The sequence below is a fragment of the Pseudomonas allokribbensis genome (assembly GCF_014863605.1).
Classification (GTDB): Bacteria; Pseudomonadota; Gammaproteobacteria; order Pseudomonadales; family Pseudomonadaceae; genus Aquipseudomonas; species Aquipseudomonas allokribbensis.
In genome coordinates, this window is the sequence record NZ_CP062252.1 from 5,237,577 (window position 1) to 5,264,573 (window position 26,997).

The window sequence follows — 26,997 nt, forward strand, 5'->3', positions numbered from 1 at the left end:
AAAGCGACAGAATCTGTCGAGAGGGCGACGATGACCGGAGGGTCAGGACGTCGCCGCAGCGTTGGCCGGTGTGCTGGCCTGAGGCGCAGGAGCGGTGGTCGGTGCCACCCGCGCAAGGTGCACGTTGACCCGACGGTTCTTGGCCCGGTTGGCGGCATTGGTGTTTGGCACCAACGGGTAACGTTCACCATGGAAGCGCACGGTGATCTGCGATTCCTGGATGCCGTTGGCCTTGAAGAAATCGACCACCGCCAGGGCGCGCCGGCGCGACAGCTCGCGGTTGGTCAGGCGATTGCCGCTGTTGTCGGAGTGGCCGTCGAGCTCGATGTGGTTGACCGTCGGATCGGCCTTCATATATTCGAGCATGACTTGCAGCTTGGCCTTGGCGGCGGCGTCCAGTTCGATGCCTTCGCCGGGGAAACCGATCTGCGATTGTTTGACCTGCTCGAAATTCTGCGGGAGCAGTTTCGCCACGCAGGCCTGATAGTCGTTGAACGCCTTGCTGAACTTGACCGGCAACAGACGCACTTCCGACACACGGCCATCGCCCGATGCATGGCGCACCACGGGGCTGCGTCCGTCCATCAGGCCGCTGATCAACTGTCCGGCCTGCGCCTGAGAACTGTTGAACAGGATATTGCCACTGCCGATCCTGACCGTGCCCAGATTGATATCGCCACGGCCCGGCTGCCAGGGCGCCGCTGCCGCCATCAAGGTCGCCGAACCGCCGCCGAGCATGGCGTTGTAGGCGTTCAGGCGGAAAGTCGCCTGCTCGCCGGCCTTGCGCACGAACTGGCCCGAGCCGAAATCGGTGATCGGCTGCGTCAGGCGGCATTCGAACTTGTCGCCCTCGACCGTCCACTCAATGTTCTCCAGACGGGTCTGGTAGGTCAGCGCCATCGCCGGAAGGCTGGCAAACACACTGAGCAAGGCTAAATAACGCTGGCGCACGGGAGGCTCCATTGGCTTCTACAACAAAAAGACCGATACATACATGTTTACGGCATACCTATGGGATATCGGACGCTCGTCGCAAAACTTGATAGCGAGTGCCTGCAAGAGTCTTTTCCGGTAGCATTCGCCTCAGTTTGACCCGCCTGGAATCCCCTCATGTCCGACCGCCTGACCCTGCTGCGTCCCGACGACTGGCACATTCATCTTCGCGATGGTGCCGTGTTGACCAATACCGTTGCAGATGTTGCGCGCACCTTTGGTCGCGCGATCATCATGCCTAACCTGGTACCTCCGGTGCGCAACGCCGCTGAAGCCGACGGCTATCGCCAGCGGATTCTCGCTGCCCGCCCGGCCGGCAGTCGTTTCGAGCCGTTGATGGTGCTGTACCTCACCGACCGTACCCAGCCCGAAGAAATTCGTGAAGCCAAGGCCAGCGGTTTTGTCCACGCGGCCAAGTTGTACCCGGCCGGCGCCACCACCAACTCCGATTCCGGGGTCACCAGCATCGACAAGATCTTCCCGGCGCTGGAAGCCATGGCCGAAGTCGGCATGCCGCTGTTGATCCACGGTGAAGTCACCCGTGGCGACGTCGACGTGTTCGACCGCGAGAAAATCTTCATCGACGAGCACATGCGTCGTGTGGTCGAGCGTTTCCCGACGCTCAAGGTCGTGTTCGAACACATCACCACCGGCGACGCCGTGCAGTTCGTCAACGAGGCTTCGGCCAACGTTGGCGCGACGATCACCGCGCATCACCTGCTCTACAACCGCAACCACATGCTGGTAGGCGGAATTCGGCCGCACTTCTATTGCCTGCCGATCCTCAAGCGCAATACCCACCAGGAAGCCCTGCTCGACGCCGCCACCAGCGGCAGCGCGAAGTTCTTCCTCGGCACCGACTCGGCGCCGCACGCCCAGCACGCCAAGGAAGCCGCCTGCGGCTGCGCCGGCTGCTACACCGCGTACGCCGCCATCGAGTTGTATGCCGAAGCCTTTGAACAGCGCAATGCGCTGGACAAGCTCGAAGCCTTCGCCAGCCTCAACGGCCCGCGTTTCTACGGCCTGCCGGCGAACACCGATCGCATTACCCTGGTCCGTGAAGAATGGACCGCCCCGACCAGCCTGCCCTTCGGCGAGCTGACCGTTATCCCGCTGCGCGCCGGTGAAAAACTGCGCTGGCGCCTGCTGGAGGAACACGCGTGAGTGAAGACCATTTCGACGACGAACTGGACGGTCAAGGTGGCGGCGGTTCGCGCCATCCAATGGCAGCACGCTTTCGCGGCTACCTGCCGGTTGTCGTCGACGTAGAGACCGGTGGCTTCAACTCGGCCACCGACGCCTTGCTGGAGATTGCCGCGACCACCATCGCCATGGATGAAAAGGGTTTCGTCTACCCGGATCACACCTACTTCTTCCGTGTCGAGCCATTCGAAGGCGCCAACATCGAAGCGGCCGCGCTGGAGTTCACCGGGATCAAGCTCGATCACCCGTTGCGCATGGCGGTCAGCGAAGAGACGGCCCTGACCGATATCTTCCGTGGCGTGCGCAAGGCCTTGAAGGCCAACGGTTGCAAACGGGCGATCCTGGTCGGCCACAACAGCAGCTTCGACCTGGGCTTCCTCAATGCCGCCGTTGCGCGGCTGGACATGAAGCGCAACCCGTTCCACCCGTTCTCCAGCTTCGACACCGCAACCCTCGCGGGTCTGGCGTACGGTCAGACCGTACTGGCCAAGGCCTGTCAGGCAGCCGACATCGATTTCGATGGCCGTGAAGCGCACTCCGCGCGTTACGACACCGAAAAGACGGCCGAGCTGTTCTGCGGCATCGTCAACCGCTGGAAACAGATGGGCGGCTGGGAAGACTTCGACGACTGAGGGTCGTCGGATTAAATCCCGCGCATGAAAAAACCGGCTCAAGAGCCGGTTTTTTTGTACCTCGACGTTGCGCCTTACAGGGCAGCAGCGTTCTCGGTCAGGTAAGCCGCAACGCCTTCTGGCGAAGCGTTCATGCCTTTGTCGCCTTTTTTCCAGTTGGCAGGGCAGACTTCGCCGTGCTCTTCGTGGAATTGCAGAGCGTCGACCAGACGGATCAGCTCTTCCATGTTACGGCCCAGCGGCAGGTCGTTGATGATCTGCGAGCGGACAACGCCTTTGTCGTCGATCAGGAACGCGCCACGGAAAGCCACGCCGCCTTCGGACTCAACGTCGTAGGCCTTGGCGATGTCGTGCTTCATGTCGGCAGCCATGGTGTATTTCACCTGGCCGATGCCGCCATTGTTGACCGGGGTGTTGCGCCAGGCGTTGTGGGTGAAGTGCGAGTCGATCGACACAGCGATCACTTCTACGTTACGTGCCTTGAAGTCGGCCATGCGGTTGTCCAGAGCGATCAGTTCGGACGGGCAGACGAAGGTGAAGTCCAGCGGGTAGAAGAACACCAGGCCGTATTTGCCTTTGATGGCCGAGGACAGGGTGAAGCTGTCAACGATCTCGCCATTGCCGAGTACGGCCGGGACGGTGAAGTCAGGGGCTTGTTTGCCTACGAGTACGCTCATTGATATCTCCTGGTGTAGAAACTTGAAGTTCAGGGTTCGCGCCAGCCTGCCACCCTCAGGCGACAGCCCTGTGACACGAACCCCCTTCGCAAGGGCCGACCATCATACACTGCGTTTTTCGACTGTCCTTAACGGTTTTTCGCGAAATCCCGGCTGGCATTCAGCCATGCACCACCGTTCGTCAGTCACAGCCGTTGGCGATGAAAACCGTTGGGAAAGCACTTTGACAATCATTCTCGTTAACATTAAGATCCATCGCAATTGAGCCACAACCAGCGACGGTTCTCACTTATGTATGTTTGCCTCTGCACTGGCGTCACCGACGGACAGATCCGCGAAGCGATCTATGAAGGTTGCTGCAGCTATAAAGAAGTCCGTCAGGCCACCGGCGTAGCCAGCCAATGCGGCAAATGTGCCTGCCTGGCGAAGGAAGTGGTACGCGAAACCCTGACCAAGCTGCAAACCGCCCAGGCCGCGATCCCCTACCCTGTAGAATTTACTGCCGCGTAACTGCACCCATTTCAAAGAACCGGACTTATGTCCGGTTTTTTTATGCCTGAAAATCAATTGCTTAGCGACTAGACGCGGAACACAAACATTCTTATTCCGATTAATTTTCATATATTATTCAATAACTTAGGTTTGACACTTATAAGTACCAAGCTCAAACTCCGCCTTATATACCGCTACTTAGGGCAGGACTCCCATCATGAAAGGCGACGTAACAGTCATCCAGCATCTCAACAAGATCCTTGCCAATGAGCTGGTCGCGATCAATCAGTACTTCCTGCATGCGCGCATGTATGAAGATTGGGGCCTGAACAAGCTCGGCAAGCACGAGTACAAAGAATCCATCGACGAGATGAAGCACGCGGACAAGCTGATCAAGCGCATCCTGTTCCTCGAAGGCCTGCCGAACGTGCAGGACCTGGGCAAGCTGCACATCGGCGAGCACACCAAGGAAATGCTGGAGTGCGACCTGCGTATCGAACGCACCGGCCATGCCGATCTGAAGACCGCCATCGCTCATTGCGAATCGGTTGGTGACTTCGGCAGCCGCGAATTGCTCGAAGACATTCTCGAATCCGAAGAAGAACACATCGACTGGCTGGAAACCCAACTGGGCCTGATCGATAAAGTCGGTCTTGAGAACTATCTGCAATCGCAGATGGGCGAAGACGAGTAATTAGCGAGCGCTAAACTCGAGACACTAAAAAGCCCCGCCCTCTTTCGAGAGGCGGGGCTTTTTATTGCCCGGACTTCGGACTCGCCGAAATCCGGGCAGAAGCCAATCAGGCTTCGGACTTGGCCGCAGCAGCCTTGGCGGATGCTTCCTTGACCAGAGTCTGCAGCTCACCGTTGGCGAACATTTCAGCCATGATGTCGCTGCCGCCGACCAGTTCACCGCCCACCCACAGCTGCGGGAAAGTCGGCCAGTTGGCGTATTTCGGCAGGTTGGCACGGATTTCCGGGTTCTGCAGGATGTCGACGTAGGCGAACTTCTCGCCACAGCCCATCACAGCCTGCGCAGCTTTCGCGGAGAAGCCACACTGCGGGGCATTCGGCGAGCCTTTCATGTAAAGCAGAATGGTGTTGTTGGCAATCTGCTCTTTAATCGTTTCGATGATATCCATGGAGCACCTCGGCTGAACTTTCCGACTCATGGGTCGGCACGGTGGCGCATTGTAACGGAATCCCGAGCGCCCTGCTCGGTCTCCCCGACAGACTTGCTCAAGCCGCTGCCACGGTCACCGGCACGCCATTGAGCGCCGCGTTGCCCGAGAGCTCGTCGAGCTGACACTCATCGGTCAGGTCGTTGGCACTGGAGCCCGGCTGGCCGCTGGCAATCGCCATCTGCACGCCCGGGCGCGCATGGCCCCAACCGTGTGGCAGGCTGACCACGCCCGGCATCATGTCCGCACTGCCCAGCACTTCAACCTCGATCTGTCCGACCCGTGAGCTTACGCGCACAAGCTGGCCATCGCTGAGCCCGCGACTGGCGAGATCCTCCGGGTTCATCAGCAACTGATGACGCGGCTTGCCCTTCACCAGCCGATGATAGTTGTGCATCCACGAGTTGTTGCTGCGCACATGGCGACGGCCGATCATCAACAGCTCATCGGCAGCCGGCGCCTGCAATGCGGAAAAGCGCGCAAGGTCGGCAAGAATTTCCGGCGGTGCCGCCTGGACTCGTTGATTGGCGGTCTTCAATCGCGGTGTCAGGTTGGGTTTCAGCGCCCCCAGATCCACGCCGTGCGGATGATCGAACAGCGTCGCCAGCGACAACTTGTGTTCGGATGCATCGCCATACAGGCCCATGCGCAGCCCCATGTCGATCATCTTCGCCGGCGGCATCGTCGGCTTCAGTTCCTTGTCGGTCTTCGCCGCAAAGGCCTTGGCCAGGCCGACGAAGATCTCCCAGTCATGCAGCGCGCCCTCGGGTTTGGCGAGGATCGCCCGGTTGAAACGGGTGACGTTGCGCACTGCGAACAGGTTGAACGTGGTGTCGTAGTGATCATTTTCCAGCGCTGAGGTGGACGGCAGGATCAGGTCGGCATAACGGGTGGTTTCGTTGATATACAGGTCGACACTGACCATGAACTCCAACCCGTCCAGCGCCTGCTCCAGTTGCCGGCCGTTGGGCGTCGACAGCACCGGATTGCCGGCCACGGTGATCAGCGCACGAATCTGGCCCTCGCCTTCGGTGAGCATTTCTTCGGCCAGCGCCGAAACCGGCAACTCGCCGCCGTACTCGGGACGGCCCGAGACACGGCTCTGCCATTTGTTGAAGTGCCCGCCCGAAGTGGACGCCACCAGATCCACCGCCGGCTCGGTGCACAGTGCACCGCCCACGCGGTCGAGGTTGCCGGTCACCAGATTGATCAGTTGCACGACCCAATGGCACAGCGTGCCGAAAGCCTGGGTGGAAACCCCCATCCGGCCGTAGCAGACGGCGCTTGGCGCCGCGGCGAAGTCCCGGGCCAATTGGCGGATCTGTTCGGCAGGAACGGCGCACAGCGGGCTCATGGCCTCGGCCGTGAACGCCGCCACCGCTGCGCGCACGTCGTCCAGACCGTCCACCGGCAGATGGCTCTCCGACGTCAGTCCTTCGCTGAACAGCGTGTTGAGCACACCAAACAGCAACGCCGCATCGCCACCGGGACGCACGAACAGGTGCTGGTCGGCCATCGCCGCTGTCTCGCTGCGCCGCGGATCGACCACCACCACTTTGCCGCCCCGGGCCTGAATCGCCTTCAGACGCTTTTCCACGTCCGGCACGGTCATGATGCTGCCGTTGGAGGCCAGCGGGTTGCCACCCAGGATCAGCATGAAGTCTGTGTGATCGATATCCGGGATCGGCAGCAGCAAACCGTGGCCGTACATCAGGTAGCTGGTCAGGTGATGCGGCAATTGGTCGACCGAGGTTGCCGAATAGCGATTACGGGTTTTCAGCAGGCCGAGGAAATAATTGCTGTGAGTCATCAACCCGTAGTTATGCACGCTGGGATTGCCCTGATACACGGCAACCGAGTTCTGCCCATGACGCGCCTGAATGGCAGACAGCTTTTCAGCCACCAGCTCAAAAGCCTCTTCCCACCCGATCGGCAACCATTCACGGCCGACCCGGCGCATGGGTTGGCGCAGGCGATCCGGATCGTTCTGAATGTCTTGCAACGCCACAGCCTTGGGGCAGATGTGCCCGCGACTGAAGGTGTCCAGTGCGTCACCCTTGATCGAGGTGATCTGCACCTGGCCGTCGGTTTCAGTGGTTTCGATGCTCAGGCCGCAGATGGCTTCGCACAGGTGGCAGGCACGGTGGTGGAGAGTCTTGGTCATGGCCAGTCTCTGTCTTGTTCTGGGCAGGCAATAACGCCTGCGGGAACAAAACTATGGCGCGTGGCCGGGCGCGGCGCCAGCGACGTTCGTCTTGTGAATCGACGACCATCAGGCGAGCCGATAGCCCGACGCAATCAACTGGAGGGTAACTGGGGCGGCGCTGCCAGCTGGATTTCCTGGATGGTTTCGATCTGCTCGTGGGCGACGTGCACCCCGGTGAGTTCACCGATCAGTCGCCAGTGCTCGTCGAGCCCGGTGCTGATGGTGGCCATGCGATCGATCATGTGGCGGCCGGCCGTCTTGACCACTTCGTCTTCACTGCGCAGCAGTTCGAAGGACAATGAGGTGACCGAAGCGGTCAGATGAGTCAGTGAGCGAGCCGTGTGGCCCAGCAATTCCATTAACAGTTTTTCTTTCGATTCCATGCGGAGGCTTCCTGCGTCGCTCGTGAGTTATTTATAACCCAGCACTTTGCTTTAGCAAATGTTTCAGGTCTGACATCCGACCAGCGAATCCATGGCTGGCCGGTCGCAAACCGACCAGGTCTGCTCCATCCCCGCCCCGCCTGATTGCCAAGCCCTGCGGCGCCAGTGTACAAAGGGTTGGAAATCCGGCTTCAAACCAGCGCTTCGTGTGACCTCGTCACCCCCGCACAATCCGCAAAAATCGTAGCCTATTGGAAAAACGCGACATTTAGTGTCAATATCGCGCCTCCCCCTATTTCGTCGCCCCGTGCGGCTTACGCCGCAGGTCTCGCCCGTTGTTCCGATAAACAAGGCTTTGAGCATCTGCGGTTTGTAGCAAAAAGGTAGTCAATGATGAGCGCAAGGCACTTTCTCTCCCTGATGGATTGCACGCCCGAAGAGCTGGTCAGCGTGATCCGTCGAGGCGTTGAGCTCAAGGACCTGCGTAACCGCGGCGTACTGTTCGAGCCTCTGAAAAACCGCGTCCTGGGGATGATCTTCGAGAAATCCTCGACCCGCACCCGGATCTCCTTCGAGGCCGGCATGATCCAGCTCGGTGGCCAGGCGATCTTCCTTTCGCCCCGCGACACCCAACTGGGCCGTGGCGAGCCCATCGGCGACTGCGCCATCGTCATGTCGAGCATGCTCGATGCGGTGATGATCCGTACCTTTGCCCACAGCACCCTGACCGAATTTGCCGCCAACTCCCGCGTGCCGGTGATCAACGGCCTGTCCGATGACCTGCACCCGTGCCAGTTGCTGGCCGACATGCAGACGTTCCTCGAACACCGTGGCTCGATCCAGGGCAAGACCGTGGCCTGGATCGGCGACGGCAACAACATGTGCAACAGCTATATAGAAGCGGCGATCCAGTTCGACTTCCAGTTGCGCGTCGCCTGCCCTGAAGGCTATGAGCCAAACCCTGAATTCCTGGCCAAGGCCGGTGATCGCGTGACCATCGTCCGCGATCCGAAGGACGCCGTGCGCGGCGCGCATCTGGTGAGCACCGATGTCTGGACCTCCATGGGCCAGGAAGAGGAAACCGCCAAGCGCCTCAAGCTGTTCGCGCCGTTCCAGGTCACCCGCGCCCTGCTCGACCTGGCCGCCGAGGACGTGCTGTTCCTGCACTGCCTGCCTGCCCACCGCGGCGAAGAAATCAGCCTCGACCTGCTTGATGACCCGCGCTCCGTCGCCTGGGATCAGGCAGAAAACCGTCTCCACGCACAGAAGGCCCTGCTCGAGTTCCTCGTTGAACCGGCATATCACCACGCATGAGCCATGAATTACTGCTGAACCTGCGCAACCTCGCTTGCGGCTATCAAGATCAACGTGTGGTGCAGAACCTCAATCTGCACCTCAACGCCGGCGACATCGGTTGCCTGCTCGGCTCTTCGGGCTGCGGCAAGACCACCACCCTGCGCGCCATTGCCGGCTTCGAACCGGTGCACGAAGGGGAAATCCAGCTGGGCGGTGAAGTGATCTCCAGCGCCGGTTTCACCCTCGCCCCGGAGAAACGCCGGATCGGCATGGTGTTCCAGGACTACGCGCTGTTCCCGCACCTGAGCGTCGCGGACAACATCGCCTTCGGCATTCGCAAGCACCCGAACAAGGAGCGCGTCGTCGAAGAACTGCTGGAACTGGTCAACCTGAAGAACCTCGGCAAGCGCTTCCCGCACGAACTGTCCGGCGGGCAGCAACAACGTGTCGCCCTCGCCCGCGCCCTGGCGCCGGAGCCACAACTGCTGCTGCTCGACGAACCATTCTCCAACCTCGACGGCGAGCTGCGACGCAAGCTCAGCCATGAAGTGCGCGACATTCTCAAGGCCCGTGGCACCAGTGCGATTCTGGTAACTCACGACCAGGAAGAAGCCTTTGCCGTCAGCGATCACGTCGGTGTGTTCAAGGAAGGCCGGCTGGAGCAGTGGGATACGCCCTACAACCTCTATCACGAACCGGCGACGCCGTTTGTTGCCAGCTTCATTGGCCAGGGTTACTTCATTCGCGGCCAGCTCGGCAGCCCGGAATCGGTGCACACCGAACTCGGTGAACTGCGCGGCAATCGCGCCTACACCTGGCCGATCGGCGGTGCGGTGGATGTGTTGCTGCGTCCGGATGACATTGTTTATGCACCGGACAGCGGGTTGAAAGCACGGATCGTCGGCAAGACCTTCCTCGGCGCCTCGACCCTGTATCGCCTGCAACTGCCAACCGGCGCGCAACTGGAGTCGATCTTCCCGAGCCACGCAGACCATCAGGTCGGGGCGGATGTAGGGATTCGCGTGGCGGCGGAACATCTGGTGTTGTTCCAGGCATCCGGCAGCACGGCTGCGCAGATCCCGGCGGTGGAAAACGGTGTTCGCCGGTACAGCACCGCACACTGATCTACACAAAAACAAAGAGGGAGCCTGATGGCTCCCTCATTGTTTTGGCCTCAGCCCAGCATCAATGTGCCGCTGGCGACCAGCGTCGCATTCCCGCCGATCTTCACCCGCTCGCCTTCCAGCCGACAGAACAACTCCCCGCCCCGCGCCGAACGCTGGCACGCGGTCAGGCTCGATTTGCCCAGACGTTTTGACCAATACGGAATCAGGCTGCAATGGGTCGAGCCGGTCACCGGGTCTTCATTGATGCCGATGGCCGGAGCGAAGTAGCGCGAGACGAAATCATGCTGGTTACCCCGGGCCGTGACGATGGCGCCGAGCCAAGGCAGTTTGGCCAGGGCGACCATGTCCGGCGTGCAATCGAGTACCGCCTGCTCCGACTCCAGCACCACGAACAGTTCGTTGGAACCGAGCACGTCCACGGCTTCGACGCCCAATGCCCGCTCGACATCCAGCGTCACACCGATTTCCGACGGCACGATCGACGGAAAATCCAGCCACAAACGACCTCCCTCGCGACTGACACTCAACGGGCCGGACTTGCAGACGAAGTCCAGACGCTCGGCCGTTTCCTTGTAAATCTCGAACAATACATACGCGCTGGCCAGCGTCGCGTGACCGCACAATGGCACCTCGGTGGTCGGCGTGAACCAGCGGATATGCCAGGCCTGGCCTTCGCGCACCAGAAACGCAGTTTCCGCCAGGTTGTGTTCGGCGGCGATCTTCTGCATCAAGTCGTCCGCGAGCCAGGCGTCGAGCCGATAGACCATCGCCGGGTTGCCACTGAACGGCCGATCACTGAAGGCGTCGACCTGATGAAACTCGAGCTGCATAACGTTCTCCCTGAATTCGTCAACGGAGCATGCCGCTACGGCTCGTTCATCGCCAGTGACAGAACCGGTCAATTTTCCTCATACAGACCTCAGGAACGGCCGATGTCGGCGAATTTGGCCTGGGTGTGCTCGGCCAGAACGGCGGGCGCCAGTTCAACTTCCAGTCCACGTCGCCCGGCACTGACATAAATGGTCGCAAAAGCCTGGGCGGAATTATCGATGAAGGTACGCAGGCGCTTTTTCTGCCCCAGCGGACTGATGCCGCCCAACAGGTAACCGGTGGAACGCTGCGCAGCGGCCGGGTCGGCCATCTCCACTTTTTTCACGCCGGCGGCGTGGGCCAGCCCCTTGAGGTCAAGGCTTCCGACGACCGGCACCACCGCCACCAGCAATTCACCTTTTTCGCTGGCCGCCAGCAGCGTCTTGAACACCTGCGCCGGCTCCAGGCCCAGTTTTTCCGCGGCCTCCAGCCCGTAGGACGCCGCCTTGGGGTCATGTTCGTAACTGTGCACGCGATGTTCGGCACGAACTTTTTTCAACAAGTCCAACGCAGGGGTCATGGCAGCTCCGGGCTCGGCAGTGGCAAAAAATCCTGCGCCGGATTCTAGGCCATCGCCATACAAAAGGCTCTACCACGCGCCACGTTTCCCGGGGCTTGCAGGCCGATAACAGGATCGTCAGGCCAGTGACCCGCAGGATCATTCACACGACTGATAGTTTATTTGTGACTGACGGTTCACTTTCGACCTTTGACAGCTTTGTTTCTTGTCTATATTTTTTCGAATCTGAATAATGTAAGAATTATCGTCACCGCAGCACCCAGCAGTAAACCGGGAACAGGATGGGGATCCTGCCCCGGCGAAAATCGCGCCTTGCCCTGTCGGCAAACGCGCCAGACAACAACAAAAACCGAGGTTTTCAATGACAACTGCGTTACAGCAACCATCGCTCTCGAGCCAGTGCCTGGCCGAGTTTCTGGGTACTGCACTTCTGATCTTTTTCGGTACGGGCTGCGTCGCCGCGCTCAAGGTCGCGGGCGCGAGCTTCGGCCTGTGGGAAATCAGCATCATCTGGGGCGTCGGCGTGAGCATGGCGATCTACCTCACCGCCGGGGTTTCCGGTGCGCACCTGAACCCTGCCGTCAGTATCGCCCTGAGCATTTTCGCCGACTTCGAAAAGCGCAAACTGCCGTTCTACATCCTCGCTCAGGTCGCCGGCGCCTTCTGCGGCGCGCTGTTGGTTTACACGCTGTACAGCAACCTGTTCTTCGATTTCGAACAAACTCACCATATGGTTCGTGGCTCGGCCGCCAGCCTGGAACTGGCGTCGGTGTTCTCCACCTTCCCGAACCCTGCGCTGTCGACTGCCCAGGCGTTCCTGGTCGAGGTGATCATCACGGCGATCCTGATGGGCGTGATCATGTCCCTGACCGACGACAACAACGGCCTGCCGAAAGGCCCGCTGGCACCACTGCTGATCGGCCTGCTGATTGCCGTGATCGGCAGCTCGATGGGCCCGCTGACCGGCTTCGCGATGAACCCGGCCCGTGACTTCGGTCCGAAACTGATGACTTTCTTCGCGGGCTGGGGTGAAATTTCCTTCACCGGCGCACGTGAAATCCCGTACTTCCTGATTCCGATTTTTGCACCGATTGTCGGTGCCTGCCTCGGCGCTGCCGGGTATCGCGGGCTGATTGCCCGTCACCTGACCGGCGCCACACCTGCTACAAAGGATGCAGAACCGGCCATTGACGGCAAACCAAGAACTTCTTGAAACAGTCGGCGCAGGTTCCTGCCCATTTGAACCTGCGCCACGGCCCACTCTCCCTTATTTCGTCCAAGGCAATCGACATGACCGACATTCAGAATAAGAACTACATCATTGCCCTCGATCAGGGTACGACCAGCTCCCGCGCGATCATTTTCGACCGCGATGCGAACGTGGTCTGCACCGCGCAGCGCGAATTCGCCCAGCATTACCCGCAAGCCGGTTGGGTCGAACATGACCCGATGGAAATCTTCGCCACCCAGAGCGCCGTGATGGTCGAAGCGCTGGCCCAGGCCGGTCTGCATCACGACCAGGTGGCCGCCATCGGCATCACCAACCAGCGTGAAACCACCGTGGTCTGGGACAAGACCACCGGCCGCCCGGTCTACAACGCGATCGTCTGGCAATGCCGCCGCAGCACCGAGATCTGCCAGCAGCTCAAGCGCGACGGCCACGAAGAATATATCCGTGACACCACGGGCCTGGTCACCGACCCGTACTTCTCCGGCACCAAACTGAAGTGGATCCTCGACAACGTCGAAGGCAGCCGCGAACGTGCGCGCAACGGCGAACTGCTGTTCGGCACCGTCGACAGCTGGCTGATCTGGAAATTCACCGGCGGCAAGGTTCACGTCACCGACTACACCAACGCCTCGCGCACCATGCTCTTCAACATCCACACACTTGAGTGGGACGCGAAGATGCTGGAAATTCTCGACATCCCGCGCGAAATGCTGCCGGAAGTCAAAGCCTCCTCGGAAATCTACGGTCGTACCAAGAGCGGCATCGCCATCGGTGGTATCGCCGGCGACCAGCAGGCTGCGCTGTTCGGCCAGATGTGCGTGGAGCCCGGCCAGGCGAAAAACACCTACGGCACCGGCTGCTTCCTGCTGATGAACACCGGCGACAAAGCGGTGAAATCCCAGCACGGTATGCTCACCACCATCGCCTGTGGCCCGCGCGGCGAAGTGGCTTACGCGCTGGAAGGCGCTGTGTTCAACGGCGGTTCGACCGTGCAATGGCTGCGCGATGAACTGAAAATCATCAACGACGCTCACGACACCGAATACTTCGCCAATAAAGTGAAGGACAGCAATGGCGTTTATCTGGTGCCAGCCTTCACCGGCCTCGGTGCTCCGTACTGGGACCCGTATGCCCGTGGCGCCCTGTTCGGCCTGACTCGCGGCGTGCGTGTGGATCACATCATTCGCGCTGCGCTGGAATCGATTGCCTACCAGACCCGCGACGTCCTCGACGCCATGCAACAGGACTCCGGCGAACGCCTCAAGGCCCTGCGCGTGGACGGCGGTGCAGTGGCGAACAACTTCCTCATGCAGTTCCAGGCCGACATCCTCGGCACGCAGGTCGAACGCCCGCAAATGCGCGAAACCACAGCACTCGGGGCTGCTTACCTGGCCGGTCTGGCGTGCGGTTTCTGGGGCAGCCTGGAAGAACTGCGCGGCAAGGCAGTGATCGAACGCGAGTTCGAACCGAGCCTGGACGAAGCGGCGAAAGAGAAGCTCTATAAAGGCTGGAAAAAAGCCGTCAGCCGTACCCGTGACTGGGAACGTGAAGACGCCGAATAAGCCACGAACCGGACTCGTATCCGTATGTAACTGGTAGGGAGCGGATTCCTGCGGCATCATGGGCAAATTTTGCACGGCAGCCCAAAGGAAGCCCCATGAATCTGCCTCCCCGTCAGCAGCAAATCCTCGAACTGGTCCGCGAACGCGGCTATGTGAGCATCGAGGAAATGGCCACGCTGTTCGTTGTTACCCCGCAAACCATCCGCCGCGACATCAATCAACTGGCGGAAGCCAATCTGCTGCGTCGCTACCACGGCGGCGCAGCCTATGATTCCAGCGTCGAAAACACCGCCTATGCGATGCGCGCCGATCAGATGCGCGATGAAAAACAACGCATCGGCGAAGCCATCGCCGCACAGATTCCCGATCACGCCTCGCTGTTCATCAACATCGGCACCACCACCGAATCCATCGCCCGCGCCCTGCTCAACCACAGCCACCTGAAAATCATCACCAACAACCTGCACGTCGCCTCGATGCTCAGCGCCAAGGATGATTTCGATGTGCTGCTCACCGGCGGCAATGTCCGTCGCGACGGCGGCGTGGTGGGTCAGGCGAGCGTGGATTTCATCAATCAATTCAAGGTCGACTTTGCGCTGGTGGGCATCAGCGGCATCGATGAAGACGGCAGCCTGCTCGACTTCGATTACCAGGAAGTCCGGGTGTCCCAGGCAATCATCGCCAATGCCCGCCAGGTGATCCTCGCGGCGGACTCCAGCAAGTTCGGTCGTAACGCGATGATCCGCCTCGGCCCGATCAGCCTGATCGATTGCCTGGTCACCGACCAGCAGCCGGTGCCGGCCCTGGCGCAACTGCTGAGCCAGCACAAGATTCGCCTGGAAGTCGTTTAACCTTCCCCCGCACATGGCGCCTGCACCGGCGCCTTATGCGCATCTGATGTTCGAATATTTTCTTTTAGCCGCCCTTCGATGAGTTTTTTCAATCGAAGTCGGCTGGCTGTGCGCGTCTTTATGGGCTACCATTTTCGCAAATGAACATTCATGTTCGATTTCCAAGACAGAAAATCAAAAGAGCCCGAGGCCAGCCGATGTCCACATCTACCTTGCGTACGCCCCCTATCTCCGAGATCTACGATATCGCCGTCATCGGCGGCGGGATCAATGGCGTGGGGATCGCAGCAGATGCCGCCGGTCGCGGTCTTTCGGTGTTCCTTTGCGAAAAGGACGATTTGGCCAGCCACACCTCGTCGGCCAGCAGCAAGCTGATCCACGGTGGCCTGCGCTACCTCGAACATTACGAATTCCGTCTGGTGCGCGAAGCCCTGGCCGAACGCGAAGTGCTGCTGGCCAAGGCCCCGCACATCGTCAAGCCGATGCGTTTCGTACTGCCGCACCGTCCGCACCTGCGTCCGGCGTGGATGATCCGTGCCGGCCTGTTCCTCTATGACAACCTCGGCAAGCGCGAAAAACTCGCCGGTTCCAAGAGCCTGAAGTTCGGCGCCGACAGCGCGTTGAAAAGCGAAATCACCAAAGGCTTCGAATACTCCGACTGCTGGGTCGATGACGCCCGCCTCGTCGTATTGAACGCCATGGCTGCCCGCGAGAAAGGCGCGCATGTCCACACCCAGACCCGTTGCGTCAGCGCCCGCCGTGCCAAAGGCCTGTGGCACCTGAACCTGGAACGCGCCGATGGCAGCCTGTTTTCGATCACTGCCAAGGCATTGGTGAACGCGGCCGGCCCGTGGGTCGCCAAGTTCATCCGTGACGACCTGAAGATGGAATCGCCGTACGGCATCCGCCTGATTCAGGGCAGCCACGTCATCGTGCCGAAACTGTACGAAGGCGATCACGCGCACATCCTGCAGAACGAAGATCAGCGCATCGTTTTCACCATTCCGTACCTGAACCACTTCACCCTGATCGGCACCACCGACCGCGAATACACCGGCGATCCGGCCAAAGTGGCGATCACCGACGGCGAAACCGATTACCTGCTCAAAGTGGTCAACGCCCACTTCAAGAAGCAGATCAGTCGCGAAGACATCCTGCACAGCTACTCGGGCGTGCGCCCACTGTGCAACGACGAATCCGACAATCCTTCGGCCGTGACCCGCGACTACACCCTGGCGCTGTCCGGCAGCACCGAAGAAGCGCCACTGCTGTCGGTGTTCGGCGGCAAGCTGACCACCTACCGCAAACTCGCCGAGTCGGCGATGGCGCAACTGATGCCGTTCTTCACCCAGATGCGCCCGAGCTGGACCGCCAGCGCCACCCTGCCGGGCGGCGAAGACATGACCACGCCGCAGGCCCTGAGCGCGCTGATCCGCGACAAGTTCGACTTCGTGCCAAGCGAGATCGCCCGCCGCTGGGCCACCACCTACGGCAGCCGCACCTGGCGCATGCTGGAAGGCGTCGACACCCTCGCCGACATGGGCGAGCACATCGGCGGCGGTCTCTACACCCGTGAAGTCGATTACCTGTGCAGTGAAGAATGGGCCACCACCGCGCACGACATCCTGTGGCGCCGCAGCAAACTGGGGCTGTTCACCACCCCGGCCGAGCAGGAAAAACTCGCGGCGTACCTGAACAAGGTCGAGCAGAACCGCAAGATCGAAGCGGCCTGATCGATCCGCCCGTAAAACGAAAAGCCCCTGAATCGAGAGATCCAGGGGCTTTTTGCATCCCGGCTGAAACACGGGATGACGAATGCCGTTCGGTTTTCCGAACGCGACCTGTCAGTCGATTCGGATAACCGGATCAGAAACGCAGAAAAACACCATCACAAAACATTAATCATCAAATAAATCAACAAGTTAACTTGTAGCAACTGGTCTGGCACGAGTCATGCTCTACACTCCTTCGACGAATGCCTGTTGCGCCAACACAACAGGAGCCGTCAGGCATTCGAAGCACAAAAGGGCCCGCTCAACCGGCTCCATAAAAAAAACAATGTCGAGGAAAATTTGATGCGCATCGTTCCCCATATCCTGGGCGCAGCCATTGCTGCCGCTCTGATCAGCACACCAGTTTTCGCTGCCGAACTCACCGGCACCCTTAAGAAGATCAAAGAGTCCAACACCATCACCCTGGGGCACCGCGACGCCTCCATTCCGTTTTCCTACATCGCTGACGCCTCCGGCAAACCGGTCGGCTACTCCCACGATATCCAGCTGGCCATCGTCGAAGCGATCAAGAAAGACCTGGACCTGCCAAACCTGCAGGTCAAATACAACCTCGTGACCTCGCAGACCCGTATCCCGCTGGTGCAGAACGGCACCGTGGACGTCGAGTGCGGCTCCACCACCAACAACGTCGAGCGTCAGCAACAGGTCGACTTCTCCGTCGGCATCTTCGAGATCGGTACCCGTCTGCTGTCCAAGGCCGGTTCGCAGTACAAGGATTTCGACGATCTGAAAGGCAAGAACGTCGTGACCACCGCCGGCACCACCTCCGAGCGCATCCTCAAGGCGATGAACGCCGACAAGCAGATGGGCATGAACGTCATCTCCGCCAAGGACCACGGCGAATCCTTCCAGATGCTGGAATCGGGTCGTGCCGTTGCGTTCATGATGGACGACGCGCTGCTGGCAGGCGAAGCCGCCAAGGCCAAGAAAGCCACCGACTGGGCCGTGACCGGCACTCCGCAGTCCTATGAAATCTACGGCTGCATGGTGCGCAAGGGCGACGAGCCGTTCAAAAAGGCTGTGGATGACGCCATCGTCTCCGTCTACAAGTCGGGCGAGATCAACAAGATCTACACCAAGTGGTTCATGTCGCCGATTCCGCCAAAAGGCCTGAATCTGAACTTCCCGATGAGCGACGAGCTCAAGAAGCTGATCGCCGAACCGACCGACAAAGCGGCCGACGACAAGAAAGCCTGATTTCTGACTAACCTTGTTCCCTGAGGAGGCGCCTGCCTTCTCGGGGAATGGTCACTCCCTGCTGGCATTTTCTGGAAACACTCGAACCGGTGGCTGTCGAGCCGATCGCGTGTGCCTGACCGTCAAGATCAGGCTGGGAACGGAGCTTCCCCAGGCGGGCACTTGTACATCGATCGAATCGAGGGGAGACCCTAATGAATTACAACTGGGACTGGGGCGTGTTCTTCAAGTCCACCGGCGTGGGCAGCGAGACCTATCTCGACTGGTTCATTTCCGGTCTGGGCTGGACCATCGCCATCGCCATCGTGGCCTGGATCATCGCCCTGCTGCTGGGCTCGCTGCTGGGCATCATGCGCACCGTGCCGAACCGCATCGTATCGGGTATCGCGACCTGCTACGTCGAACTGTTCCGTAACGTACCGCTGCTGGTTCAGCTGTTCATCTGGTACTTCCTGGTACCCGACATGCTGCCGCAGAACCTGCAGGACTGGTACAAACAAGACCTGAACCCGACCACCTCGGCCTACCTGAGCGTTGTCGTGTGCCTGGGCCTGTTCACCGCCGCCCGTGTCTGCGAACAGGTTCGCACCGGTATCCAGGCGCTGCCACGTGGCCAGGAATCCGCCGCCCGCGCCATGGGTTTCAAGCTGCCGCAGATCTATTGGAACGTGCTGCTGCCCCAGGCCTACCGGATCATCATTCCGCCGCTCACCTCGGAATTTTTGAACGTGTTCAAGAACTCCTCCGTGGCGTCCCTGATCGGCCTGATGGAACTGCTGGCGCAAACCAAACAGACCGCCGAGTTCTCGGCCAACCTGTTTGAAGCCTTCACCCTGGCGACCCTGATCTATTTCACCCTGAACATGAGCCTGATGCTGCTGATGCGCGCGGTCGAGAAGAAAGTCTCCGTGCCCGGCCTGATCTCCGTAGGGGGTAAATGATGGACTTTGATTTCAGTGGCATCGTCCCGGCCATTCCCGGCCTGTGGAACGGCATGCTGATGACCCTCAAGCTGATGGCGCTGGGCGTGGTCGGCGGGATCATTCTCGGCACCCTACTCGCGCTGTGCCGCCTGTCGCATAACAAACTGCTGTCGAACCTCGCCGGCGCCTACGTCAACTATTTCCGCTCGATCCCGTTGCTGCTGGTGATCACCTGGTTCTACCTGGCGGTGCCGTTCGTACTGCGCTGGATCACCGGCGAAGACACCCCGATCGGCGCGTTCACCTCGTGCATCGTGGCCTTCATGATGTTCGAAGCGGCGTACTTCTGCGAAATCGTCCGTGCCGGCGTGCAGTCGATTCCGAAAGGCCAGATGGGTGCCGCACAGGCACTGGGCATGAGCTACGGCCAGATGATGCGCCTGATCATCCTGCCCCAGGCGTTCCGCAAGATGACCCCGCTGCTGCTGCAGCAGAGCATCATCCTGTTCCAGGACACCTCGCTGGTCTACACCGTGGGCCTGGTGGACTTCCTCAACGCCTCGCGCGCCAGTGGCGACATCATTGGCCGCTCGAATGAGTTCCTGATCTTCGCAGGTCTCGTGTACTTCACCATCAGCTTTGCCGCCTCGGTGCTGGTCAAGCGTCTGCAAAAAAGGTTCGCCGTATGATCTCTATCAAGAACATCAACAAGTGGTATGGGGACTTCCAGGTGCTGACCGATTGCAGCACCGAGGTCAAAAAGGGTGAAGTGATCGTGGTCTGCGGTCCGTCCGGTTCGGGCAAGTCGACCCTGATCAAGTGCGTCAACGCGCTGGAGCCGTTCCAGAAAGGCGACATCGTGGTCGACGGCACGTCGATTGCCGACCCGAAGACCAACCTGCCGAAACTGCGCTCGCGCGTCGGCATGGTGTTCCAGCATTTCGAACTGTTCCCGCACCTGACCATCACCGAAAACCTGACCATCGCGCAGATCAAGGTGCTGGGCCGCAGCAAGGAAGAAGCGACCAAGAAAGGTCTGCAACTGCTTGATCGCGTCGGTCTGGCTGCCCATGCCCACAAGCACCCGGGCCAACTGTCCGGCGGTCAACAACAGCGTGTGGCGATTGCCCGTGCGCTGGCGATGGACCCGATCGTCATGCTGTTCGACGAACCGACCTCGGCGCTGGACCCGGAAATGGTCAACGAAGTGCTCGACGTGATGGTGCAACTGGCCCACGAAGGCATGACCATGATGTGCGTGACCCACGAAATGGGCTTCGCCCGCAAAGTGGCCGACCGGGTGATCTTCATGGATGCCGGCAAGATCATCGAAGACTGCAAGAAAGAAGAGTTCTTCGGCGACATCAGCCAACGCTCCGAACGCGCGCAGCATTTCCTCGAGAAAATCCTGCAGCACTAAAAACCTGCCGGACTCCCCGACAGCAACTGTCGGGGAATCCGGGTGGTTGACCCAAGGCATCTGTGATGAAATGCGACCCCAATCTCTATCGCGCAACCACGCCATCACTTGCCGTGAAACCCCGTCTGATCCGCCATTTGTTCCTGCCGCCGCTGGTCATCATTTTGATGGTCGGACTGGGTTACGCCGGCTTCTGGATCAGTGAACACTTCGGCATTCGCAGCCTCAGCGAAAACGGCCAGCGTCAGCTCGAACTGAACGCCCGTGCCGTCGAAAGCGAAATCAGCAAATACACCTACCTGCCCAGCCTGCTGGAACTCGAATCGAGCGTTTCGCAGTTGCTGGACGACCCGACCCCGGAGCACCGGCAAACGGTCAACGATTACCTGGAAGGCCTGAACCGGCGCAGCCGCAGTCGGGCCATCTACGTCATGGACACCACCGGCCGCGTCATGGCCACCAGCAACTGGCGCGATGTCGACAGCTACCTCGGCGAAGACCTGTCGTTCCGCGCCTATTTCCAGCACGCCATCCGCGGCCAGCCCGGACGTTTCTACGGGATCGGCAGCACCAACGGCGAACCCGGCTATTACCTGGCCCACGGCCTGGAAGAACACGGCAAGATCATTGGCGTCGCGGTGGTCAAAGTGCGCCTGGAAGCCATGGAAGAGCGCTGGCAACGGGCGCGCCTGGAAGCCTTCGTCAGTGACGAGAACGGCATCATCATTCTCTCCAGCGATCCGGCCCGCCGCCTGAAATCCGTGGTGCCATTGAGCGACGAGACCAAGGAAAAACTCGCCCGCAGCCTCCAGTACTACTGGTTCCCGCTCAACGAACTGCAACCGCTGGCCCGGGAAACCCTGGCCGAAGGCGTGGAAAAACTGACCTTCCCGGCCAACAGCGAAGTCGATGCCGACGAGGAAAACATCAGTTACCTGGCGCAAACCCGGCCGCTGAGCGACACACCGTGGAATTTCACCCTGCTCACACCGTTGCAGGACCTGCGGCGCGAAGCGATCAATCAGGGGATTCTGGTGGCGGTCGCCTTCGCCCTCGTTGCCTTTCTGCTGATCGCCTGGAACGAGCGCCGCAAGGTCATCGCCACCCGCCTCGCCGCCCGGGAAGCCCTGCAGGAAGCCAACAATCAGCTGGAGCGTCGGATTACCGAACGCACCGCCGACCTGCGCGCCAGCAATGACCGGCTCAAGAGTCAGATCCGCGAACGCCGTCAGGCCGAAGAAACCTTGCGCCGTGCCCAGGACGAACTGGTGCAGGCCGGTAAACTCGCGGCCATCGGCCAGATGTCCACCAGCATTGCCCACGAACTGAACCAGCCACTGGCAGCGATGCGCACCTTGTCCGGCAATACGATTCGCTTTCTGGAACGTGGTCAGCTCGACGTCGCCAGCACCAACCTGAAAACCATCAATGACCTGATCGACCGCATGGGCCGGATCACCGCCAGCCTGCGCTCGTTCGCCCGGCGCGGCGACGACAAGGGTCGCGCCAGCCTCGGTAAAGCCGTGGACGCCGCGCTGCAAGTACTCGGTGCCCGTGTCGAAAAAGCCGCCCTGCAAGTGCATCGTCAGTTCATTGATGAGCAAGTGCAAATCGACCAGACACGGCTGGAGCAGATTCTGGTCAACCTGATCGGCAACGCCCTCGACGCCATGCAGGCACAACCGCTGCCGGAGCTGTGGCTGGAGGGCGAAGAATTCGACGGCAAATATCGCCTGCGAGTACGCGACAACGGCCACGGTATCGACGCCGAAGCGCGCAAGCATCTGTTCGAGCCGTTCTTCACCACCAAACCCGGCGAACAGGGTCTGGGCCTCGGCCTGACTCTCTCCGCCAGCCTGGCCGCCGCCACCGGCGGACACCTGGGTGTCGAACACCCGGCCAGCGGTGGTACCACCTTCGTCCTCAGTTTACCGTTGGTAAGCCCTACTCCTGCCGAGCCAATATGAACAACGACCTTAGTGTGCTGATCGTCGAAGACGATCCCCATGTGCTGCTCGGCTGCCAGCAGGCCCTGACCCTGGAAGACATTCCCTGCATCGGCGTCGGCAGTGCCGAAGAAGCGCTGGAGCGGGTCGGCGACAATTTCGCCGGCATCGTCATCAGTGACATTCGCCTGCCCGGCATCGATGGCCTGGAACTGTTGACCCGTCTCAAGCAACGCGACCGCAGCCTGCCGGTGGTGCTGATCACCGGTCACGGCGACATCTCCATGGCGGTCGGCGCGATGCAGAAAGGCGCCTACGACTTCATGGAAAAACCGTTCTCCCCGGAACGGCTGGTGGACGTCGCCCGGCGTGCGCTGGAGCAACGCAGCCTGGCTCGCGAAGTCACATCCCTGCGTCGGCAACTGGCCGAGCGCGACTCCCTTGAAGGACGGATCATCGGTCGCTCGCCTGCGATGCAGAACCTGCGCGAACTGATCGCCAATGTCGCCGACACCTCGGCCAACGTGTTGATCGAAGGCGAAACCGGTACTGGCAAGGAACTGGTCGCCCGTTGCCTGCACGACTTCAGTCGCCGCCACACCAAACAATTCGTCGCGCTGAACTGCGGCGGCCTGCCGGAAAACCTGTTCGAAAGCGAAATCTTCGGCCACGAGGCCAACGCCTTCACCGGCGCCGGCAAGCGGCGGATCGGCAAGATCGAACACGCCGACGGCGGCACGCTGTTCCTCGATGAAGTGGAAAGCATGCCGCTGCCACTGCAGATCAAACTGCTGCGGGTGTTGCAGGAACGCACCCTCGAACGCCTCGGTTCGAACCAGAGCGTGGCGGTGGATTGCCGGGTGATCGCGGCGACCAAGTCGGATCTCGACGAATCGAGCAAGGCCGGTGAATTCCGCAGCGACTTGTACTACCGCCTCAACGTGGTGACGCTGGAGCTGCCGCCCCTGCGCGAGCGCCGCGAAGACATTCTGCAACTGTTCGAACACTTCACCCAGCAATCGGCCCTGCGCTTCGACCGCGCGCTGCCGGAGCTGGACAACCAGACCCTGTCCAGCCTGATGAGCCACGACTGGCCGGGCAACGTGCGTGAATTGCGCAACGTCGCCGAACGCTTCGCGCTTGGTTTGCCGGCGTTCAAGAAGTCCGGTGCCGGCAGTGGCGGCCAGGGCCTGGCGTTCGCCGAAGCGGTCGAAGCGTTCGAACGCAACCTGCTCAGCGATGCCTTGCAACGCAGCGGCGGCAACCTGACCCAGGCCAGCCTCGAACTGGGCATGGCCAAGACCACGCTGTTCGACAAAGTGAAAAAATACGGCCTGAGCCATTAAGCGAGAACGATGTGGATCTGATTTTCAAGGCAATGATCGGTGCGGCGGTGGTGGTGATCCTCGCCATGCTGGCCAAGACCAAAAACTACTACATCGCCGGCCTGGTGCCGCTGTTTCCGACCTTCGCCCTGATCGCCCATTACATCGTCGGCAAGGGACGCTCGGTCGACGACCTGAAGACCACCATCGTGTTCGGCATGTGGTCGATCATTCCGTACTTCGTGTACCTGGCGACGCTGTACGTGATGGTTGACCGGATGCGTCTGGAAGCTTCACTGGCCGTGGCGGCTGTCGCGTGGCTGATGGCGGCGACGGTACTGGTCAGCGTCTGGGTACGTCTGCACGCCTGACGGCCGCCGTATGGGAGAGGGCCTGGCCCGTCCCTTGCATTTACCCCCGAAAGCCCGCCCGGCCGGCGCTCATGTTCGATGAGGCCGGTGTCTGGGAGGGTCTGCCAAGGGTGAATTGCGACCTTGAACATTTTAGATCTCGACCACAGCCTGACCGGCCAGGCGTCCATCATGCAGCTGCTCGACAGCGGCCGCGCCCAACGCCTGGACCTGCTCGACCTCGGCCCGAAACTGCGGCTCTGGTCCAGCGAACGGACCTTTCGCCGCTTTACCGAACGCCTGCGTGAGCGGCCCCGGCACAGCGGCCCTGCACCGGAAATCTTCTTCGTCGGCTCCGGCGACTATCACCATCTGACGCCGGCCTTCCTGACTGACCTGCCCGAGCCGGTAAGCCTGATCCACTTCGACAATCATCCCGACTGGGTTCACTTTGCCCCCCGTCGCCACTGCGGCTCGTGGGTCAATCAGGCCCTGAAACTGCCAAACATCGAACGTATCGTCACCCTCGGTCCGTGCAGCGACGATCTGCAAAATCCTCAGATCAAGGGCGGCAATCTCGGTGCCCTGAAACGCGGTGTGTTGCAGCTGTTCCCGTGGCAGCACCCGCCGTCGAAAGTCTGGGGCCGGGTCGGCGATGGCGCCGGTCATCAGCAACAGGAAAACCTGCTGCACTGGCACAACCTGGCCGATCAGGACTGGACGGCGTTTCTCGAGCGGATGATCGCCAGCCTTCCTACCAAAGCCGTGTGGATCACCATCGACAAGGACGTACTGGCCAGCGAAGACGCCGCGACCAATTGGGATCAGGGCCAGATGCGCCTGAGCCACTTGCTCCAGGCGATCCGCAGCCTGGCCGCCAGCAAACGCATCATCGGCATCGACATCTGTGGCGAGTTCGCCCGCCCGGCCTTCAGCAACGCGTTCAAACGCTGGGAAGCCAAGTCCGACCAGCCGCCGGCCGAGCGCTGGAGCGAAACCGATCTGCTACGCAACTCGGCGACCAATCAAGCGTTGATCGAGTTGTTCGAGGAGCTGTTCCCATGACCTTGACCGTGATTTTGCTGGTGGCGTTTTCCATCGTGCTCGACGTGATCGGCCAGCTCTGTTTCAAACTCGGCCTGGACCGTTTGCCTGAGCTTGAGGGCGGTTTTCGGCTGGGGGCGTTCTGGGGGCAGGTGTTCAACGCACCGCTGCTGTGGTGCGGGATCGGCGCCTACGTGATCGAGTTTTTCGTCTGGCTCGAAGCGCTGTCCCGGGCGCCGCTGAGCCTGTTGTTTCCCGCCGCCGCGCTGGCGTATTGCGGCGTGGTGCTGGCCGGCAAGCTGTTCCTTGGCGAGACCGTCAGCCGCCGTCGCTGGATGGGCACACTGGTGATTACGGCGGGCGTGATGCTCGTGTGTGTCGGCCATGCCTGATTCTCAACTGATACTCAAAAGGAATGGCTCGATGGATTGGCTTCACGGCCGTCTCGGCACCGTGGTGCTCTGGGCGTTGCTGATTATTCTGGAAAGTGGTGGGCAGATCGCGACCAAGGTCGGCGGCGATCAACTGGGGCAAATGGACTTCACCCTGCAATGGCTGCTCAACGTCGCTCAGGCACCCGGTGTGCTGTTGGCGATTGCCTGTTACATCGGTGCGTTCTTTGTCTGGATGCTGATTCTGCGACGCAGCAGCCTGTCCCTGGCGTTTCCACTCAGTTCGCTGGTGTTCGTCGGCGTGCTGCTGGGGTCGTGGCTGGGGCTGGGTGAGCAGATCAGCGTGCTGCACTGGGTGGGTGTGGCCGTGATCATGGGCGGCATTGCGCTGCTGGCCGAGGGCGAGGAAAACTGAGGAAGTCGACAGTGGGAGCCAGCAGGCTCCCACGTTATGTACGGTTCAATCCTTGCGATGAGCCACCAGAAACCCGAGGCCATGGGCCACCGGAATGTCCTTCACCCCCGCCTCCCGCTGCTGCTCGCCAATCTCCCGGTGAAACACCTTGACCCGGGTCCAATGCATTTTCGGCCGATAGTGATGCTCGGCGTGATAGCCGTTGTTCATCCACAACAAGTTGTAGAGCGGGCTGTAGGCGCTGACGCCCCAGGCAATCGGCGAATCCGGGTTGCCGCCAAAATGCTCGTAGTAGCCGTTGAGCGATGACAGCGCCTGACCCAGATACCAGAACGGCAACAACACCAGCACCGCCCGCCAGTCATACGCAGCCAACCCCAGGTAAAACGCCACTGTCACGCCGATCTCCACTTTGACCCAGCGCGCATCGTCGGGACGCTTGCGACGCATCTCGTCGTAGATCGGCTTGGGATCATCGCGAAAGAAACTCAAAAAGGTGTAGGCCCAGGGATTCTCGGGCTGGCCGTCCTTGCCCCGCTGGTAGATCGACAGCGGATCGATGGTCTTGCCATCCGCCCCCGGCCGGTCCGAATTACCCCGGTGATGGCGGTTGTGGATGTCGCGGTAGAGGGTCTGGGAGAAACCGATGGTCACCGACAACAGCAGGTCAAAAGCGCGGTTGAGCCACGCCGGCGTGAAGTAGGCGTTGTGGATCTGGTTGTGGGAAATGCTGTTGATGCTCCACGACAGGCTCACCGCATAGCCCAGCGCCAAAGGCAGCAACGCCCACCAGGACAGCGCATGAAAGGCTGTGACCAGCCACACGACAAAAGCGAAATGGGCCAGGCCGAGGGCGATGGGAATCAGGTCCCACAGCGAGTGAGCCAGCAGACGATAAACAGGGCGAGCCATGAAGAACATCCTGAAACAATGGGTTCGACACGGCTGTCTGCAAAGGCCAGACCAGT

Annotated in this window: 28 protein-coding genes; 20 read left to right on the plus strand and 8 right to left on the minus strand. The window is 60.6% G+C overall.

The features are described 5' to 3' along the window. Positions 1 to 42: 42 nt before the first annotated feature. On the minus strand, positions 43 to 951 hold the full coding sequence (locus IF199_RS24010) for a flagellar protein MotY (RefSeq protein WP_096818459.1): 909 nt from the start codon (positions 949 to 951) through the stop codon (positions 43 to 45). Positions 952 to 1,110: 159 nt separating this feature from the next. Here IF199_RS24010 and pyrC point away from each other — a divergent pair, with 159 nt between their 5' ends. After that, entirely contained in the window at positions 1,111 to 2,157 is a 1,047-nt protein-coding gene (gene pyrC / locus IF199_RS24015; protein ID WP_095190451.1) for a dihydroorotase, read from the plus strand. Then, positions 2,154 to 2,828 carry a ribonuclease T gene (gene rnt / locus IF199_RS24020; protein WP_085709496.1) on the plus strand — a complete coding sequence of 225 codons (675 nt, stop codon included), beginning with the start codon at positions 2,154 to 2,156 and terminating at the stop codon, positions 2,826 to 2,828. The genes pyrC and rnt overlap by 4 nt, the downstream gene beginning before the upstream one ends. Positions 2,829 to 2,902: 74 nt before the next feature. Here the strand turns inward: rnt and IF199_RS24025 are convergent, their stop codons facing one another. Continuing rightward, the gene (locus IF199_RS24025; RefSeq protein ID WP_003227723.1) at positions 2,903 to 3,505 is read right to left on the minus strand and encodes a peroxiredoxin; all 603 of its coding nucleotides are present in this window, start codon (positions 3,503 to 3,505) and stop codon (positions 2,903 to 2,905) included. 291 nt (positions 3,506 to 3,796) lie between these two features. On the opposite strand from IF199_RS24025, the gene IF199_RS24030 reads away from it, so the two are divergent. Together IF199_RS24030 and bfr are read left to right on the plus strand one after the other, a co-directional pair. Continuing rightward, entirely contained in the window at positions 3,797 to 4,015 is a 219-nt protein-coding gene (locus IF199_RS24030; protein ID WP_003227725.1) for a bacterioferritin-associated ferredoxin, read from the plus strand. A gap of 199 nt (positions 4,016 to 4,214) precedes the next feature. Next, entirely contained in the window at positions 4,215 to 4,691 is a 477-nt protein-coding gene (gene bfr, locus IF199_RS24035; protein WP_096818460.1) for a bacterioferritin, read from the plus strand. 106 nt (positions 4,692 to 4,797) lie between these two features. On the opposite strand, the gene grxD is transcribed toward bfr, so the two are convergent. From grxD to IF199_RS24050, 3 genes are all read right to left on the minus strand, one after another. Then, positions 4,798 to 5,139 (minus strand): Grx4 family monothiol glutaredoxin, encoded by a 342-nt coding sequence (gene grxD, locus IF199_RS24040; RefSeq protein WP_003227729.1) that lies wholly within the window; start codon positions 5,137 to 5,139, stop codon positions 4,798 to 4,800. Between the two features lie 97 nt (positions 5,140 to 5,236). Beyond that, the gene (locus IF199_RS24045) at positions 5,237 to 7,342 is read right to left on the minus strand and encodes a molybdopterin oxidoreductase family protein (protein WP_192558880.1); all 2,106 of its coding nucleotides are present in this window, start codon (positions 7,340 to 7,342) and stop codon (positions 5,237 to 5,239) included. Positions 7,343 to 7,476: 134 nt separating this feature from the next. Next, positions 7,477 to 7,767: a hypothetical protein gene (locus IF199_RS24050; protein ID WP_085730176.1), complete on the minus strand. Its 291-nt coding sequence runs from the start codon at positions 7,765 to 7,767 to the stop codon at positions 7,477 to 7,479. 393 nt (positions 7,768 to 8,160) lie between these two features. Between IF199_RS24050 and argF the strand changes: the two genes are divergently transcribed. Continuing rightward, positions 8,161 to 9,081, plus strand: a complete 921-nt coding sequence (argF, locus tag IF199_RS24055; RefSeq protein WP_096818463.1) for an ornithine carbamoyltransferase — start codon at positions 8,161 to 8,163, stop codon at positions 9,079 to 9,081. Then, entirely contained in the window at positions 9,078 to 10,187 is a 1,110-nt protein-coding gene (locus IF199_RS24060) for an ABC transporter ATP-binding protein (protein ID WP_192558881.1), read from the plus strand. The genes argF and IF199_RS24060 overlap by 4 nt, the downstream gene beginning before the upstream one ends. 50 nt (positions 10,188 to 10,237) lie before the next feature. Here the strand turns inward: IF199_RS24060 and IF199_RS24065 are convergent, their stop codons facing one another. Both IF199_RS24065 and ybaK read right to left on the minus strand, forming a co-directional pair. Next, positions 10,238 to 11,020, minus strand: coding sequence for a PhzF family phenazine biosynthesis protein (locus IF199_RS24065; RefSeq protein WP_192558882.1), 783 nt, complete (start codon positions 11,018 to 11,020; stop codon positions 10,238 to 10,240). A gap of 89 nt (positions 11,021 to 11,109) precedes the next feature. Continuing rightward, on the minus strand, positions 11,110 to 11,580 hold the full coding sequence (gene ybaK / locus IF199_RS24070) for a Cys-tRNA(Pro) deacylase (protein ID WP_096818466.1): 471 nt from the start codon (positions 11,578 to 11,580) through the stop codon (positions 11,110 to 11,112). A gap of 361 nt (positions 11,581 to 11,941) precedes the next feature. Here ybaK and IF199_RS24075 point away from each other — a divergent pair, with 361 nt between their 5' ends. From IF199_RS24075 to IF199_RS24140, 14 genes are all read left to right on the plus strand, one after another. Further along, positions 11,942 to 12,793, plus strand: a complete 852-nt coding sequence (locus tag IF199_RS24075) for an MIP/aquaporin family protein (protein WP_085730171.1) — start codon at positions 11,942 to 11,944, stop codon at positions 12,791 to 12,793. A gap of 77 nt (positions 12,794 to 12,870) precedes the next feature. Next, the gene (glpK, locus tag IF199_RS24080) at positions 12,871 to 14,373 is read left to right on the plus strand and encodes a glycerol kinase GlpK (protein ID WP_096818468.1); all 1,503 of its coding nucleotides are present in this window, start codon (positions 12,871 to 12,873) and stop codon (positions 14,371 to 14,373) included. 95 nt (positions 14,374 to 14,468) lie between these two features. Continuing rightward, positions 14,469 to 15,224, plus strand: coding sequence for a DeoR/GlpR family transcriptional regulator (locus IF199_RS24085; protein ID WP_007953179.1), 756 nt, complete (start codon positions 14,469 to 14,471; stop codon positions 15,222 to 15,224). A 197-nt stretch (positions 15,225 to 15,421) separates the two neighbouring features. Beyond that, a complete protein-coding gene (gene glpD, locus IF199_RS24090; protein WP_192558883.1) occupies positions 15,422 to 16,957 on the plus strand; it encodes a glycerol-3-phosphate dehydrogenase in 1,536 nt (511 codons plus the stop codon). Between the two features lie 342 nt (positions 16,958 to 17,299). Further along, entirely contained in the window at positions 17,300 to 18,214 is a 915-nt protein-coding gene (locus IF199_RS24095) for a glutamate/aspartate ABC transporter substrate-binding protein (RefSeq protein ID WP_192558884.1), read from the plus strand. Positions 18,215 to 18,408: 194 nt separating this feature from the next. Beyond that, on the plus strand, positions 18,409 to 19,155 hold the full coding sequence (locus IF199_RS24100; protein ID WP_192558885.1) for an amino acid ABC transporter permease: 747 nt from the start codon (positions 18,409 to 18,411) through the stop codon (positions 19,153 to 19,155). Next, entirely contained in the window at positions 19,155 to 19,826 is a 672-nt protein-coding gene (locus IF199_RS24105; RefSeq protein WP_096818476.1) for an amino acid ABC transporter permease, read from the plus strand. Before IF199_RS24100 ends, IF199_RS24105 begins: the two co-directional genes overlap by 1 nt. Then, on the plus strand, positions 19,823 to 20,557 hold the full coding sequence (locus IF199_RS24110) for an amino acid ABC transporter ATP-binding protein (RefSeq protein ID WP_102620770.1): 735 nt from the start codon (positions 19,823 to 19,825) through the stop codon (positions 20,555 to 20,557). The genes IF199_RS24105 and IF199_RS24110 overlap by 4 nt, the downstream gene beginning before the upstream one ends. A gap of 65 nt (positions 20,558 to 20,622) precedes the next feature. After that, complete coding sequence (aauS, locus tag IF199_RS24115) at positions 20,623 to 22,524, plus strand: two-component sensor histidine kinase AauS (protein WP_096818478.1); 1,902 nt, start codon at positions 20,623 to 20,625, stop codon at positions 22,522 to 22,524. Next, positions 22,521 to 23,849 (plus strand): two-component response regulator AauR, encoded by a 1,329-nt coding sequence (gene aauR, locus IF199_RS24120; protein ID WP_096818480.1) that lies wholly within the window; start codon positions 22,521 to 22,523, stop codon positions 23,847 to 23,849. Before aauS ends, aauR begins: the two co-directional genes overlap by 4 nt. Positions 23,850 to 23,869: 20 nt before the next feature. Beyond that, complete coding sequence (locus tag IF199_RS24125) at positions 23,870 to 24,199, plus strand: GlpM family protein (protein WP_173861349.1); 330 nt, start codon at positions 23,870 to 23,872, stop codon at positions 24,197 to 24,199. A 123-nt stretch (positions 24,200 to 24,322) separates the two neighbouring features. Beyond that, on the plus strand, positions 24,323 to 25,243 hold the full coding sequence (locus IF199_RS24130; RefSeq protein ID WP_192558886.1) for an arginase family protein: 921 nt from the start codon (positions 24,323 to 24,325) through the stop codon (positions 25,241 to 25,243). Then, positions 25,240 to 25,614, plus strand: a complete 375-nt coding sequence (locus IF199_RS24135) for a DMT family transporter (RefSeq protein ID WP_085730163.1) — start codon at positions 25,240 to 25,242, stop codon at positions 25,612 to 25,614. Before IF199_RS24130 ends, IF199_RS24135 begins: the two co-directional genes overlap by 4 nt. 31 nt (positions 25,615 to 25,645) lie before the next feature. Beyond that, positions 25,646 to 26,029, plus strand: coding sequence for a DMT family transporter (locus IF199_RS24140; protein WP_373874115.1), 384 nt, complete (start codon positions 25,646 to 25,648; stop codon positions 26,027 to 26,029). Positions 26,030 to 26,074: 45 nt separating this feature from the next. Here the strand turns inward: IF199_RS24140 and IF199_RS24145 are convergent, their stop codons facing one another. Next, the gene (locus tag IF199_RS24145) at positions 26,075 to 26,941 is read right to left on the minus strand and encodes a fatty acid desaturase family protein (protein WP_192558887.1); all 867 of its coding nucleotides are present in this window, start codon (positions 26,939 to 26,941) and stop codon (positions 26,075 to 26,077) included. Positions 26,942 to 26,997 lie beyond the last annotated feature (56 nt).